At 69.7% G+C, this 14446-nt stretch carries 12 protein-coding genes; 5 read left to right on the top strand and 7 right to left on the bottom strand.

The window, feature by feature from the left end; translation table 11 throughout:
- The first annotated feature begins 180 nt into the window (after positions 1-180).
- Positions 181-858, top strand: a complete 678-nt coding sequence (locus tag VZL07_RS22525) for a class I SAM-dependent methyltransferase (protein WP_426749671.1) — start codon at positions 181-183, stop codon at positions 856-858.
- A 70-nt stretch (positions 859-928) separates the two neighbouring features.
- A complete protein-coding gene (locus tag VZL07_RS22520; RefSeq protein WP_426749670.1) occupies positions 929-3373 on the top strand; it encodes a WD40 repeat domain-containing protein in 2445 nt (814 codons plus the stop codon).
- 237 nt (positions 3374-3610) lie between these two features.
- Here the strand turns inward: VZL07_RS22520 and VZL07_RS22515 are convergent, their stop codons facing one another.
- Positions 3611-4306 (bottom strand): type 1 glutamine amidotransferase domain-containing protein, encoded by a 696-nt coding sequence (locus VZL07_RS22515; protein ID WP_426749669.1) that lies wholly within the window; start codon positions 4304-4306, stop codon positions 3611-3613.
- A 101-nt stretch (positions 4307-4407) separates the two neighbouring features.
- Between VZL07_RS22515 and VZL07_RS22510 the strand changes: the two genes are divergently transcribed.
- A complete protein-coding gene (locus VZL07_RS22510; RefSeq protein WP_426749668.1) occupies positions 4408-5361 on the top strand; it encodes a LysR family transcriptional regulator in 954 nt (317 codons plus the stop codon).
- Between the two features lie 56 nt (positions 5362-5417).
- Here the strand turns inward: VZL07_RS22510 and VZL07_RS22505 are convergent, their stop codons facing one another.
- Positions 5418-5813: a DUF1801 domain-containing protein gene (locus VZL07_RS22505; protein ID WP_426749667.1), complete on the bottom strand. Its 396-nt coding sequence runs from the start codon at positions 5811-5813 to the stop codon at positions 5418-5420.
- 129 nt (positions 5814-5942) lie between these two features.
- Between VZL07_RS22505 and VZL07_RS22500 the strand changes: the two genes are divergently transcribed.
- On the top strand, positions 5943-6725 hold the full coding sequence (locus VZL07_RS22500) for an AAC(3) family N-acetyltransferase (RefSeq protein ID WP_426749666.1): 783 nt from the start codon (positions 5943-5945) through the stop codon (positions 6723-6725).
- Positions 6726-6969: 244 nt separating this feature from the next.
- On the opposite strand, the gene VZL07_RS22495 is transcribed toward VZL07_RS22500, so the two are convergent.
- Entirely contained in the window at positions 6970-7863 is an 894-nt protein-coding gene (locus VZL07_RS22495; protein WP_426749665.1) for a hypothetical protein, read from the bottom strand.
- A gap of 121 nt (positions 7864-7984) precedes the next feature.
- On the opposite strand from VZL07_RS22495, the gene VZL07_RS22490 reads away from it, so the two are divergent.
- Positions 7985-9010, top strand: a complete 1026-nt coding sequence (locus tag VZL07_RS22490) for a hypothetical protein (protein ID WP_426749664.1) — start codon at positions 7985-7987, stop codon at positions 9008-9010.
- Between the two features lie 98 nt (positions 9011-9108).
- Here the strand turns inward: VZL07_RS22490 and VZL07_RS22485 are convergent, their stop codons facing one another.
- The 4 genes from VZL07_RS22485 to VZL07_RS22470 all read right to left on the bottom strand — a co-directional run bounded on the left by VZL07_RS22485 (position 9109) and on the right by VZL07_RS22470 (position 14234).
- A complete protein-coding gene (locus VZL07_RS22485; protein WP_426749663.1) occupies positions 9109-10263 on the bottom strand; it encodes a trypsin-like serine protease in 1155 nt (384 codons plus the stop codon).
- Positions 10264-10608: 345 nt separating this feature from the next.
- Complete coding sequence (locus VZL07_RS22480) at positions 10609-12177, bottom strand: carboxylesterase/lipase family protein (protein ID WP_426749662.1); 1569 nt, start codon at positions 12175-12177, stop codon at positions 10609-10611.
- Positions 12178-12403: 226 nt separating this feature from the next.
- Positions 12404-13147: a LytR/AlgR family response regulator transcription factor gene (locus tag VZL07_RS22475; protein WP_426749661.1), complete on the bottom strand. Its 744-nt coding sequence runs from the start codon at positions 13145-13147 to the stop codon at positions 12404-12406.
- The gene (locus VZL07_RS22470) at positions 13113-14234 is read right to left on the bottom strand and encodes a sensor histidine kinase (RefSeq protein WP_426749660.1); all 1122 of its coding nucleotides are present in this window, start codon (positions 14232-14234) and stop codon (positions 13113-13115) included. The genes VZL07_RS22475 and VZL07_RS22470 overlap by 35 nt, the downstream gene beginning before the upstream one ends.
- Positions 14235-14446: the final 212 nt, after the last annotated feature.

Raw genomic sequence — 14446 nt, 5'->3', positions numbered from 1 at the left:
CGGATGGTACGGCGGGGCACACTGCCACGCGGCCGTCCGGGAGTCACCCTTGGCCTCTCCCGCCAGCCCCGAGGCCGTGCGAGAGGTTCCGAGCCGGGTTGCTCGCCCGCAAACCGTCGACCGGGGCACGAAACCCTGATTGGATTCAGACGCAACGCCTTGCTTGCTCGGGGGACTCGAATGGCGACGACACGTGGTGGCTGGGTGCGCTGGTGCCTCTGTCTGATGACAGCCGTGACGAGCGGCTGCCGCTCCGAGGGAGGCGAGCGTCAGCACCGTGAGACGCCTCCCGCGCCCGTGGAAGCAACTCCGCGAGAACCACCGGTGCCCTTGCACGGGGTCGGAGGCATCGAGGGCGAAAGGGCCGCCTATGACGAGTCCCGCCAGCCGGCCCGGTTCATCGCGGCCCTGGAGATTTCACCCGGGCAGCGAATCGCGGATGTCGGCGCGGGCCTGGGATACTTCACGCTGCGGCTTTCGGACGCGGTGGGGCCGACGGGTCAGGTGGTCGCGACCGACATCAATGACGAGGCCCTCGCGCGGCTTCGACGGCGCGTCGCGGACCGCAAGAATGTCGTCGTGCGCAAGGTGGCACCGGACGAGCCAGGGCTCGAGCCGGGAAAGTACGACCTCATCCTGCTCTCCGAGGTCGACCATTTCCTCGCGGACCGGGTGGCCTACCTGGACAAGCTGCGCCCCGCGCTCACGCCCCAGGGCCGCATCGCGGTGACGCATCTTCGCGCCCTCCGGCCGCCGCTCGTCTCCGCCGCCCAGTCCGCGGGCTACGCCGTGGTCTCCGAGTACAACGACCTGCCGAACCACTACCTGCTCTTCCTGCAGCCCGCCTTCAGCCAATGACGCAGCCATCCCCGCTTCATGGAGCCCTCCTGAAGCGGTGTGGCGCCACGACCGAGACACCGAGCCACGGATGCCCCAGCAAGCCCTGACCCTCGCAGCCCTCGCCGACTTCTCCACACTCGAAGGCCTTCTGAAAAACGAGGGGCTGGATGCGCTCATCGCCGCCCTGGAGCAACTGCAATCCCAGACGCCTCCCGAATCATACGCCCAGCGGGAGGGAGGCCCTCGGGTCGCCGCGAGAGCCCTGCGCGTCCTCCTGCGTGCCCTCGCGCTCGACAAGGCGTTCCTGCGCGCGCATCCCGAGTCACTCTTCCAGTGCCTCTACAACCGGCTGCGATGGTTCGACGCACCCGACGCCGCGGCGCATTTCGTTGCTGGCGCCCCGGAAGCGCAGGTGTGGCGGCTCGCGGAGCACTGGCGCCAGCAGTGGGCGTCCCCAGGTCGCGCGCCATGGGTGGAGTCCCTACGCCCGCTCCCGGGCCCGCTGGAGGGCGACGACCGCTTCTTCGCGCATGACGCCCAGGTGCTGAGCGCGGCCTACAGCCCCTCCGGAGCACGACTGGCCACAGGGACATGGGAGGACGGGCGGAACGTTCACGTCTGGGACGTAGCCACCGGGACGTGCATCCAGACCATGGCCGGGCACGAGGGCGAGGTGCGGAGCGTCGCCTGGAGCCCGGACGGTACGCGGCTGGCGTCCGGCTCGCGGGGCCATGACGCGCGCATCTGGGACGTGGAGACGGGAGCCCTCCTACATGCGCTGACGGGACAGGAGGGACAGGTGACGTCGGTGGCCTTCAGCCCCGACGGCCGCTGGCTCGCCGCGGCGAACCTGGGCTGGCTCGTCCGGCTGGTCGATGTGGCCACGGGGCAGGTGGTTCGCACCCTCAAAGGCCATCAGCAGTCCGTGCTGGCCGTGGCCTTCCACCCATCCGGCCGCTGGCTGGCCACGGGGGCGTCGGACAACACCGCCCGCGTCTGGGATTTGGAAACGGGTACGCAGGTTGCCCGCATCCCCACCATCAGCAGCGTGGGGTCCGTGGCCTTCAGCCCGGATGGCGCCTGGCTCGCGCTGACGGACCTGGACGGCATCGTCCGGGTGGCGACGCAAGACTGGAAGCGCGAGCCCGGCGTGACGGGGCAGGGCCCTTACTCGGGTGTCTCATGGGTGGACGATTCGCGCCTGGGGGTGCTCGCCTTCAACCGCGTGGAAGTGCTGGATGCTCGAAGCGGCGACGTGCTGCGGACGCGGCCCTATCTGAGCGACGGGCATCAGCGCAGCGCCGCGTTTCACCCTGCTGGCAAGCACTTTGCCCTGACGGCTGCCAATGGGCGGTTGCTCATCGGCGACCTGGAGGAGACACCTTCTCCCACGCTGCTGGCACTTCAGAACCCAGTCGACCACCTGTGGGGACAACCCGAGGGAGCGCGAGGCGTCGCTCGGCTGAGACAGGCGGCGCTGACCTTCGACACGGCCGGGCGCGAGCACACCGTCCCGCATGACTACCGGGAAGCCGCCCTGGTCCCGTGGAAGGTGAGCCCCGACGGGGTCCTGCTGGCGCGGCCCCTCATGTACCTCGGCGAGCGCCCCGACCGGCCGGGCATCCAGCTCATCGACACGCGGAGCCTGGAGCCCATCCACACCCTGGCGGCGTCCCCCAAGGGCCCAGCGGAAAAGAGCGTCATCGCGACCCGCTTGCCCATGGCCTTCTCCCCTGACGGGCAGCTCCTGGCGGCCTTCATCCAGGAGGGCGCGGTTCACGTCTGGCGTGTCTCCGATGGAGCCCTGGTCCACACGCTGCGAGGCCCACGGGAGCCCGCGGCCATTGTGGACTTCACGCCAGACGGCACCTTCGTGGTGTCTGGCTACGAGCGCAGTGCTCGCGTGTTGGTCCATGAGGCGCGAAGCGGTACGCGGGTCATTGACACCACGGCCCTGTTGCATCCCGCCCCCGCGTATGCGGCGGCGGCGCAGGCGCCCTGTATCGCCTTGGGCCGAACGTCCGGCGAGGTGGAACTCTGCGAACTGCCTGGCGGTGCCCAGCGGGTCCTTCGCGTGGCGGGGGCGCCTGTCATCGGCCTGGGCCTCTCCGATGACGGCAGCCTCGTCGCGGCCTGTTGCATGGACAAGCGGGTACGGCTCCTCGATTCCCGCAGAGGCGTGGTCCTGCATGAGCTCCCCCATCCAGCCCTGGCCTACGCAGTGGCCGTCGGTGACGAGGTGGTCGTCACGCAGGCCGATGACATGCGCACGCGTGTCTTCGACCTCGCCACGGGCGCGCTGCTCGTCACGCTGGACGGATGCGCCCCCCCCGAGGACGTCGTGCGCCGACGGTACTGGGAGACCCTGGGAGACGGCCCCGTCGCGTATCATCGACAGCAGGAGCACTCACCCTTCGTCCACTTCCACGACGCGATGGAAGAGATTCTCATCCTGCGGGAGGGGCTGGTCCTGGGACGGGGACGCACCGAACGGGACCTCCTGTACGTCTTGAAGCTCCACGACCCGGCCTGACCCTCGCGAATGGCGCAGCCCTCGCGCGAGCAGTCCGGCCAGCGTGCGCAGGGAATCCGCCGCCACGGCTGGTGCGCGCACGCTGACCGCGGACGGGGGCGCGCAGCGCGTGATGGACGCGGCCCGGCTGCCACGCTCGAAGACGGGCCGCTTCATCACCCGTAACGCCCCCGCTCCTGGTAGCCACGACACGGGCGCCCACGCGCCGTCCACCCAGGGGTGGGGCGAATCAGGTGGCTACTTCTTCTCGCGCAGCACGCGCAGCACCTCGCGGGCCGTGTCGGCGGACGACGCGGGGTTCTGCCCGGTGACGAGCCGCCCGTCCCGGACCGTGAAGCTGGCCCACAACGGACCCGACTCGTACCGGGCCCCGAGCTCGCGAAGCCGGGTCTCCAGCGCGAACGGAACGATGGCGTCGAACTTCGCCGCCTTCTCCTCGGCATTGCTGAAGGCCGCCACACGCCGGCCGTTCACCAGAGGCTCGCCGTCCGGCCCCTTCACGCCCACCAGCGCCGCCGGGCCGTGGCAGACCGCGGCCACCACGGCGCCTCGCGCGAAGCTCTGGGAGAGCAGTTGGTGGAGCGGGGCATGCGTTGCCAGGTCCCACATCACGCCATGCCCGCCCACGACGAAGTAGGCGTCGTAGGTGTCCTTCACCTCCGACAGCACGAGCGTGTTCGCGAGCTTCTTCGCCGCCCGGGCATCGGACAGGAAGGCGCGTGTGGCGGCGGTGGCCTCCTTCTCGCTGCGAGGGTCCACCGGAGCCGCGCCGCCCTTGGGCGAGGCAATGTCCACCTGTGCTCCCGCCTGGACGAACTGCTCGTATGGGGCGGCGAGCTCCTCCAACCAGAAGCCCGTGCGCTCCCCCGTATCTCCGAACTGGGAATGACTGGTGACAATCAGCAGAATCTTCACGGCGGTCAGGGCTTCCATGGCATGGCTCCTTCCGCCCTCCGGATGGGGGCGATGGCACGAAGGAGTACGCCGCCCCTACCCCCAAGAAAACCGAGAGGACCTTCGCATAATGTGAAGCCATGCTTGGCAATCACGAGGCCCTCTGGACGTTGTGGGAGGTGAGCCGGGCGGGCACCCACGCCGCCGCGGCGGCGCGCCTGGGCATCACCGCGTCGGCGGTTGGTCAGCAGCTCAAGGCGCTGGAGCGGCACATGGGCGTGGTGCTGTTCGAACGCGTGGGACGCCGGGCCCGGCTCACGGCGGCCGGAACGGCCCTGGTCCAGCGGCTGGGTGAACACCTGCCCGCGTTGGACGCCGCGCTGGAGGAGGCCTCCGAAGCCCAGCGGGCCGTGCGCGGCGAGGTCTCCCTCGGGGGCCCCTGGCCCTTCTTCCGGCATTGGCTGCGGCCCCGCCTTCCCGGCCTCCTGGAGCACTTCCCGGAGTTGCACCTGGACGTCCGCTTCGACGTGCCCAGCCGCGTCGCCCGCCGGCTCCTGGACGGCGAGCTGGACCTGGGCATCGTCGGGCTCCTGCCAGAGGCCCCCGGCCTGGAGGTCCGCGCCGTGGCCCAGGAGCGCTTCCTGGCCGTGGCCTCGCCGGCCTACCTGAATCGCTGGGGCACGCCCCGAAGCGCGCGGGACTTCGCGGCCCACCGCTTCATCGCCTTCGACGCCGACCTGGCGATGCTCGCGCCCTGGTGGCGCGCGGCTTTCGGGCCGAAGGAGCGACTTCCGGCCCAGGTGGTCTGCCGAATCGCCAACCTGGATGAGATGCAGGCCCTCGCGGAGGCCGGCGTGGGCCTGGCGGTGCTGCCCGACTACCTGGTGGAGACAGCGGTGCGGGAAGGCCGACTCGTGACACTCACGCCCGACACGCCCCGGCGCTCGCCCCGGCAGCCCTGGGGAACCCTCTGGGTGGCCTGGCGCAAGGCCGCGGCGCCCACGGCGCGCTTCCTCGCGGTCCGCGACTGGCTCCTGGCCGGAGGGCGCCTCGACAAGGACCGGCGCGCCCCGGGGTCACGTCCGGGCGATTGAGGGCCGAAGAGGTTGAGAGAGAGGCCGCGCCTGGATGGCGCGCGCCCGGGCCGTGCCTACTCCCGCGGCGTGGTCGACTCCATCCACTGGACCACGAGCTTGCTCAGTGCCGCCTTCTTCGCCTTTACGTCCTTCATGTCCTGAAGCGTGACGACGGCCCGGTCCTCGGCCACCCACTGCAGCAGGCCGCTTCGGTCCTCGAACGAGAAGCCGCGGGCGCTCTTCGCCTTTGCACCTCGGTGGAAGATGAGCTGGACGCAATCCCTGGGCTTCAGCTTGAGCGTCACCCGGTCATCATCCTTGAAGCAGAAGCTCGGCGCGTTCCATTTGATGCGCTCGGTGATGCCCGGGTGCGCGTCCAGGATGGCCGCCCTGAGGCGCTCGACCTCGTCCTTGCGGGAGTGCTGGAGCTCCCGCATGTATCGCTCGACGTCTTCTGACCGGTTCGCCATGCGCTCCATCCGTACCGAGCGTCAGCGCCGTGGCGCCGGGCTCGCGACGTGGCACTTCTAGCATCCCGCTCCGAGCCTCGCGTCACCTCCGCGTTTGCGGATGGTTGGGGGCCGCGCGATAACCCACCCATGAACGAAGTCAGCGGCGCGCAGATGGTGGAGCAACTCCGGAGCCTGGGCGTGCGCCAGGGCGGTGTCCTCCTGGTGCACACGTCGTTCAGGGCGGTTCGCCCCGTCGAAGGAGGCCCGCTCGGGCTGATTCGCGCACTGCGCGAGGCGCTCGGGAGCGAGGGCACACTCGTCATGCCCACCATGACGGATGGCGAAAGCGTGTTCGACCCCCGAACCACGCCCACCGACGGCATGGGCATCACCGCCGAGCTCTTCTGGCGGCAACCCGGCGTCGTGCGCAGCACGCATCCCGGCGGCTCCTTCGCGGCCGCCGGTCCCCAGGCGGAGCGCATCTGCCAGCCCCAGCCCCTGTCACCTCCGCATGGCCCTGAAAGCCCGGTGGGCGAGGTCCACAAGCTGGGCGGCCAGGTGCTCCTGCTCGGCGTGACACAGGGGGAGAATACGACGCTCCATCTCGCGGAGGCCCTCGCCCCCGTGCCCTACTCCGTCACCCACCCCTGTGTCGTCGAGGTGGATGGCGTGGTCCAGACGGTGGAGATTGCCGAGACGGACCACTGCTGCCGTGGCTTCCAGCGCGCCGACGGCTGGCTCCAGGCCCGCGGGTTGCCGCGCGAAGGCAAGGTGGGCCACGCGGACGCCTGGCTCTGCGATGCCCGCGACATCGTGAGCGTCGCGGTCGAGCGGCTCCGCGCGGAGCCGCTCATCTTCCTCTGCCCACCGGACGCCGCCTGCGAAGAATGCGACCGGGCGCGCGCGAGCGTCGCCGCGCCCCCGCGGTAGTCAGAACGTGGCCCCGAACCGAGGGAGGTCCAGGCTCAGGTCCACGACGAACGTTTCCTTCCAGCCAGGTGCCCGCTCCCGGGCGACGAGCCATCCGGGGTCGCCCCGCTCGCACGGCACGTCCCCCCAATGACAGACGTCGCCAGTTAACGCTCGCCCATCCTGCGCAACACCCCTGGCAAGGCAGAGCCGTCATACCGGGCCCCCGGATGGACAGGACATGGACGTCACGGTGCGCCCGCCCCTATCTCGACCGGGGCAGCCGGACGGGCTCCAGTTGGAATGCCACGACGGACGAAGACAGCTCGAGCGGCTCGGGTCCCACTGAGCGCAGGATGGGGCCCAGCGCGTGCTCTCCCGGGTCCACCGGGTTGAACCGCACCTGCAGCTCCTCGCCGGGCGACAACAACCGGAAGCCCTGCTCCTGCCGGCGCGCCAGGGCCAGATGCGCGCGACGCTCCTTCCGGGAGTTCATGGGCGCATGGCTGCTGGGCGTCATTCTCGCCAGGGGTGGCTGGCACTTCACGGCGAAGACGTAGTTCGTCCCCGCGGCCGCATAACGGTAGTGCGCATAGGTGGCGCTCCCGCTCCCCACGAGCCCACCGAACCGGGCAACCGCCTGCGTCCAGCCCTCGGCCCTGGGCTCATCCGCCGCCAGCAGGGTGTAGCCACGCCTCAGGAAGCGGAGCCGTTCATCCCACTCCTGGATATCCCGCAAGAGCGCCTCCGCCCCCGCCGTGAGCAGGTGGGGCACGGCGGGCCGCGTCCCGACATACCGGAGCGGCCGCTGCATCATCTCCCTCAGCAGCGGGTCCAGAATCTCGTGTCGGCGGGGCTCCGCGACGGCGTAGCGCACCTGGAAGGACCGCGGCATCTCCAGGCCGTCGTACCACTCCGGGGGATGTCCCCCGCCAAGAGCCCGGTGCACCTCGTCCCAGGGCGTATCGTACAGGAAGCAGTGCTCATCCTCCCCCACGCTGTAGCCATAGAGGAACAGCGTCTCGTCCGCGTAGCCCAGCTCCCCGTAGAGCAGCGCTTCACACGTCGCCGCGAGCCCCTGCACGGGTGCGGCCTGCTGGTCGGGCAGGCGCGAATGCCAGGTGCGGAGCTCCGACAAGAGGGTTCGGACGTCGGGCATGGACAGCCTCGATGATGACTTTCTCGTAAACACCTCATTCTGCACATTCCGAGAATGAACAGCGAGCCGCGCGACTGGTGTATGGAGGCGCGGTCCCCGCAGTCCCTCAGAGGAGTCCTCGATGCGTCATCTCGTTCCCGCCCTTCTTTCCGCGAGCCTGCTGGTCGGCTGTGGTCCCGCCGAGTCCGAGCCGTCGTCTCCGTCCACCGAGCGCCAGGGCGCGCCGCTGACCACCACGGACGTGGACGTGGCGCCCGAGTGCCAGGGCATCCTGACCTACCTGAACACGGCGTCCTTCGAGGCGCTGGACGCGTACCTGCCCAGCAACGTCGCCACCAACCTCGTGAACCAGCGTGCGACGGCGCCCTTCACGACGATGGCCCAGGTGGCCTCGGTCAGCGGCGTCGGTGCGGCGCGCCTGACGCAGATTGAAGGGGCCTCTCGTGAGCTGGGCTTCATCACCAGCACCTGCGCGGGCATCTACGACGAGCTCGCGCTCTCCACCGAGGACGCCGCGGCGGTGGTCTCCCTGGTGAACACCGTGGCCGCCCACACGCTGTACGCCATCCTGCCCAACGCGTCGACGGGCGCGGCGAACCTCATCGGCCTTCGTCCCTTCAGCTCGATCCAGGCTGTCTCCGCGACGAGCGGCATCGGCTCGGCGAGCCTGCGGGACCTGCGCAACGCCGCCACCCAGGGCTATGCCCTGGCGGAGCTCATCGCCGCCATCAACGCGCAGCCCGAGTCCCTGTGGACCAGCCGGCTGAGCCAGAACTTCAGCGTGGAGTCCGTCCTGAACGGCGCCTACAGCAACGGTGGCCGCCTCGATAACGCCACGTGCTTCGGCATCGACCCGAACCTCTACCCCGAGGGCGAGTGGAACACCCGTCCGGCGCTGGCCACGGGCGCCGAGGTCCTCGGCCAGGTCGAGAGCACCGTCGGGTACGCGGAGCGCAACGGCCCGCTCGCCGAGGAAGTCATCACCGCCGGCCTGGCGGAGCTCGAGGCGAACACCGCCGGCGGCACCTTCAAGGGCTGCTACATCAGCTACTACACCGAGGCCAGCTGGGCTGGCACCGTCGTCGCCTTCTTCATCGACACGGCGACGGGCTACCGCGTGCTCACCGCGCAGGACTGGGTGGAGTAGGCCTGGGCTGAGGCCCCGCGGCAGCGTGGGCCAAGACAAAGCCCCCTGTCTCCCGAGGGAAGACAGGGGGCTTCTGGAACCGCCAGTGGGCTCGTCCGCTACGGCACCGTGGCCGTCACGGAGACGCCCGAGTAGGCGCTGTAGCCGTACACGGAGACATACCAGCGGCCGGCGACGGGGTTGGAGATGGTGCAGGTCTCGTTGTTGCCACTCGCCTGGGAGCGGCAGTTGTACCGGGTGGACGTGGGCAGGGAGCCCTGCCGCACGTAGAGGTCCGCGTCACCCGAGCTGCCGCCGGTCTGCGTCACGACGAGCGAGGTGGCGCCGCTCGGCACCGTGATTTCGAAGTCCTCCCACGAGCCGCGGCTCCCCGACAGCCCCGTCTCCTCCAGCAGGATGGTGCCGGGCGGGGGCGGCGGGGGCGGCGGCGGGTTCGTGCCACCGATGTAGGAGTTGATCCAGCTCTCGAAGTGAGACACCCGCGCGTACATGCCCGGGTAGCGCGAGTCGGCGCAGCCGTAGCCCCAGCTCACGACGCCCGCGAGCTTGCGGGTGCCATTGACGGACACGGTGAGCGGACCACCGCTGTCACCCTGGCAGGAGTCCTTGCCAGGGGCGGCGGCACCGAGCTGGTCCGCGGTGATGGTCTCGTTGGGGTAGCTGCTCTGCGCCTGGGCGTTGGAAATCAGGTTGACGTCCACCGTCTGCAGCGTGGTGGGCGAGGTGCTGGTGGAGGTCCTGCCCCAGCCCGTGACGCGCGCGACCACGCCCGCGTTGGTGGCCCCATTCTGGGCGTCCGCCGCCGTGACGATGGGGATGGCCTTGGCGTTCGCCCCGCTCAGGTCGAGCGGTGAGGACAGGCGAAGCAGGGCCACGTCCTTGCCCTCGACCACGTCGACATACCCAGGATAGACGATGACTTGCGCCACGGTGCGCGACTGGCCCGTGCCGTTGCGGGTGGTGCTGCCCGCCAGGATGCGGCCCGGAGCGCCATCCACCACGCAGTGCGCCGCGGTGAGAATCCAGTTCTCGTTGAGGATGGAGCCACCGCAGAAGTGGAAGGTGCCGTCCTGCAGGGACACCTGCCAGGGGTTGGCGCCGATGGTCGTGTTGGTGCCACCAATGATGTCCTGCTCGATGGTGGCCGGCGTCACCGCCTCCGCCTGCTGCTCGGCCAGCTCCGGTCCGCAACCGACCAGCAACGACATGGCGCCCACTGTCGACCAACGACGCATGAACTGCACTGAACGCATGGAGACCTCGGGTAAGGGAGGGACGTGAAACCGTCAGGCAATGAAACACCGGCTCACGGAAAAACCGTAACACACAGTTTTACCAACTAACCAGACCCTCCAGAATCTATCCGCTCTCCCTGATGATTCCTGGTCACACGTCGTGCGGCCTGCCTGTTTCATTACATCCGCGTCGCACTTCAAGCTGGGGCGAGCGTCCGCGGCTTGTCATTGAAGGCGCAACGCGCGGCCCGGAGGGTGCCTGGCGCGCCGGTGATACATCCAGGGCCAGGGCAAAAAAGCCCCAGCCTCCTGGTATCGCACCGGTGTCACGCTGGATATCCCCCGGGCCGGCGCGACCCGCGACTACGGACGGACCTCGGGCCGCTTCGAGTCAGCCGCAGCCGCTGCCGGCGCGGACTTCGGCAGCTTGGGCGGAGGCGGCCTGGCCATGGTGTCGAGGATGGGCAGGATGTTCTCCGCCGCCTGGAGCACGGTGCTCGCGAAGTTGGCCTCCACCGTGGACGTCGCATCCAGCCTCAGCAGCCGGTCCTGGCTCTCGGTATGCGGCTCCCACGTCACCTGCCCCACAGGCCCGGGCGTGCCCGTCCTGGCGAACTGGACCAGCGACGTCACGAGGCCGCGCATGAAGACCCGGTCCTCATCCGTGAAGAGCTCGCCCGCGGGCGGGACATCCGCGGCGGTCTCCAGGAAGTAGGACACCTCGCCGCCGTGCTGAACCCCCAGACGCTGCCTGGGTGCAAGCAACCTGGCGCGGTACTCGAAGTAGTAGCGCCAGACCGGGGCGCCCTTCGCCACGTGGTGCTTCGCCAGCAGCCGCGGCAACACGGTGAACACGAAGTCGCGGCACATCCGGCGGCCAATCTCCCGGTCGTCGTTCACGTCGGGGTAGAGCTGGCGAATGACCGGGGCGAAGGCCCCCAGCCTCTCGAGGATGGTGGCGGGGTCGATGTCGAACGCGGACACCACGCTGGAGTCATCACTCGTGCTGCCGACGATGAGCGGCAGGTCGAGCTGCCCCCCGCTCGCGAAGGTGTTGCGGATGGGCTCGGGGAGCACGGAGTCGCCGTAGATGGAGCTGGGTGCATTCACGGTGTCAGGGGGCAGCGTCCAGAACTTCTCCGCGTCCAGCCCACGCAACTCCTCCATGGTGGCCAGGAGCCGGTCGAGCCCGTTCCTCCAGGCGAAGGCCATGCCGGCGAGCTTCGCGTCGGCCCAGGACTTCTCCTGCAGCGCATACGCGCTCATCGCCACGCCCCGGCGGAAGAGGTTCTTCTCCCGGACGTGCGGCGACGTGTAGAGCGACAGGACGCTCTTCGCGCCGGCGGACTGGCCCATCACGGTGACGTTGTCGGGGTCGCCACCGAACTCCGCGATGTTGTCGCGCACCCACTCCAGCGCCAGCATCTGGTCCAGCAGGCCGAAGTTCGCCGGACCGCCCGGGTTCTCCTTCTCCAGGGCCGGATGCATGAAGAAGCCCAGGTGGCCCAGCCGGTAATTGATGGTGACCAGCACCACGTCGCGCGAGGCCAGCTTGATGCCGTCATACGGCGGCACGCGGCCCGAGCCGATGACGAAGGCCCCGCCGTGAATCCAGAACACCACGGGCAGCTTCGCGCAGGAGTCCACCCTGGGCGTCCACACGTTGAGGTAGAGGCAGTCCTCGCTCAGCTCCCCCGGGTCTCCGCCGCCGTTCTCGATGCAGTCCTGCCGCGACTGCAGGGACGAGGGCCCGAACTCGAAGGCGTCGCGCACGCCAGTCCATGGCTGGGCCCGCTCGGGGGCGCGCCAGCGGCGCGAACCGGTGGGCGGCTTCGCGTAGGGGATGCCCCTGAAGACGGAGATCCTCCCCTCCACCAACCCCTGCACCTTGCCTTCCTTCGTGGATACCTCGGGCGTCTTGATGACGTTCATTTTCCGGCTCCCTTGAGTCGATGACACACGCATCCAGACTCCGGCATGGGTTTCCACGCCGGGAAGTTCGAGCGAACCACTCCCAATCCGTCGAGATGAGCGGGCGTCACTTAGAATCGCGCGGCAATTCCTGGCAACCCTCGGCCGCCGGAAAGGCGAGCCGCGGCGGGCGACAGGACAAAAGCAGACATCCGTCCCGCCCTGGAGTCGGCCGGGGGCTCCGCCGTCACCCGAAGCGTTCGCGCAGCGCCGTGGCGTGGCTGCGGCTGAGCGGCAACGGCTCGGGGACGCCGCGGAGGAAGACCTCCCCACTGCCCCCCAGCCCCCGGTCCACCCGCTCGACGAAGGTCAGGTTGACCAGCGCGGAGCGATGAATGCGGGCAAAGGTGCGGGGCGGAAGCCGCTGCTCCCACTCCTTCAGCGGGCGCGGGGAGAGCGTGCGCAGGCCATCCGCGGTGACGACCTCCGCGTAGTCCCCCGCACCACACAGGCAGACGATCTGGTCCACCCGCACGAAGCGCGACCGGGCGCCGTTCTCCAGGAACAGCATGTCGCCTTCCACGAGCTTCTGGCGCACGGGGCCTTGCGGGGGCGAGGGTTTGCCGGTGTCCCGGGCCGAGAGCCGCGCCAGCGTGCGCGCGAGGCGCTCTGGGTGCACGGGCTTCAGGAGGTAGTCCAGCGCGTTGACCTCGAACGCCCGCAGCGCATGGGCGTCATAGGCCGTCACGAAGACGACGTCGAAGGGACATTCGGGCAGCCGGGCCAGCAGCTCGAAGCCGCCCTCCCCTGGCATCTGCACGTCCAGGAACAGGAGCGACGGCCGCAGCGCCTCGATTTGCGCGAGCGCGGCGGCCACGCCATCCGCTTCTCCGACCACCTTCACCTGCGGGTGGGGCGCCAGCAGCTCGCGCAGCTCGGCTCGCGCCAGCCGCTCGTCATCCACCAGCAAGGCGCGCAATGGCAGCGTCATGGGACTCCTCGGCGATGATGGGCGTCCATTCCCGGGCGGGGATTTCGATGGTGATGTGGACCCAGCCGTCCTTCTCCACGGATTCCAGGCGAGCCCGCTCCGCGAAGAGCTGCGCCAGCCGCTCGCGCACGTTGCGCAGGCCGGTGCCCGTGCCCTGGGGCTCCGGCGTCCGCGTCGGCGGCGCCCAGCGCCCGGAGTTGGCGACATGGATGCGGAGGACCTCGCGCTCCCGGCTCACGTCCACACGCACGCGCACCGGCAGCTCCCCCGAGGCCAGGCCGTGCTTCACCGCGTTGTCCACGAGCGGCTGGATGAGGAACGCCGGGACGGTGAGCTGCTCGGTCCCCGGCATCACCGACAGGTGCATCTCGAGCTTCTCCTCGAAGCGCACGGACTCGATGCTCAAGTAGCTGCGCACCATGGCGAGCTCTTCCTCCAGCGGGACCTGGGGCGCATCCCCCTTCTGGAGCGAGAAGCGGAGGAAGTCCGCCATCTCCGTCACCATGCGACGGGCCCGGGCAGGGTCTTCCCCAATCAAGGCCCGCACGGAGGTGAGCGCGTTGAAGAGGAAGTGCGGGTGCATCTGATGCCGCAGGGAAGCGAGCCGGGCCTCGTGCGCGAGCGTGGCCGCCCGGAGCGCACGCTCCCGCTCCTGCTGCCAGGCCCGGGCGTGCTTGATGCCGAAGTAGAGGCCGCTCCACCCCAGCAGCGTCACGGCGTAGTCGAGCGCATACCGTGGGAAGCTCCGGCGGTGGTCCATCCAGTGGTAGGTCCCCGAGTAGAACCAGCTGGCCCAGACCTCGGCGAGCGCCATCCAGAGGCCCCCGAACACCGCGCTCGTGAGCAATGACCAGACCGCCTGGCGCTTGAAGGAGCCAGGAAAGAGGGGCCGGTAGCACAGCCGCATCACGCTGGTGAGGGCCAGGCCGTACACCGCGCGCGAGCCCTTCGCCAGCACGAGGCGCAGCTCACTGTCACCGGCCGACGCGATGGGCAGGAAGGTGACGATGAGCAGCAGGGCATAGAGTCCCCATCCCCCCAGCTGCAGGGCCCAGAAGGAGGGGGCGGGGGCCGGCCGGTGGTTCATGCGGCGGAGCCTACCACCCGGCCTCACGCCCCACCGGCAGCGGCGCGGGCCCCGAGGCCGCCACGGCGGCGCCCGCGAGGACGGCTCGACGTGAAGAGACGAAGCGGGACAGGGTCATCCTCCGTGCGCCGGATGAGGGGGGGGGCTGGCGCGGTGTCGACGCTAGGCGATGGCCGCGCACAATCCGTGAACCCATCTGTGAAGCCGCCGGA

It is taken from the genome of Pseudomyxococcus flavus (assembly GCF_050038885.1).
Taxonomy (GTDB): Bacteria; Myxococcota; Myxococcia; order Myxococcales; family Myxococcaceae; genus Myxococcus; species Myxococcus flavus.
Note: the sequence above shows the minus strand (reverse complement) of the source record. Positions and strands in the feature narration are given on the sequence as shown.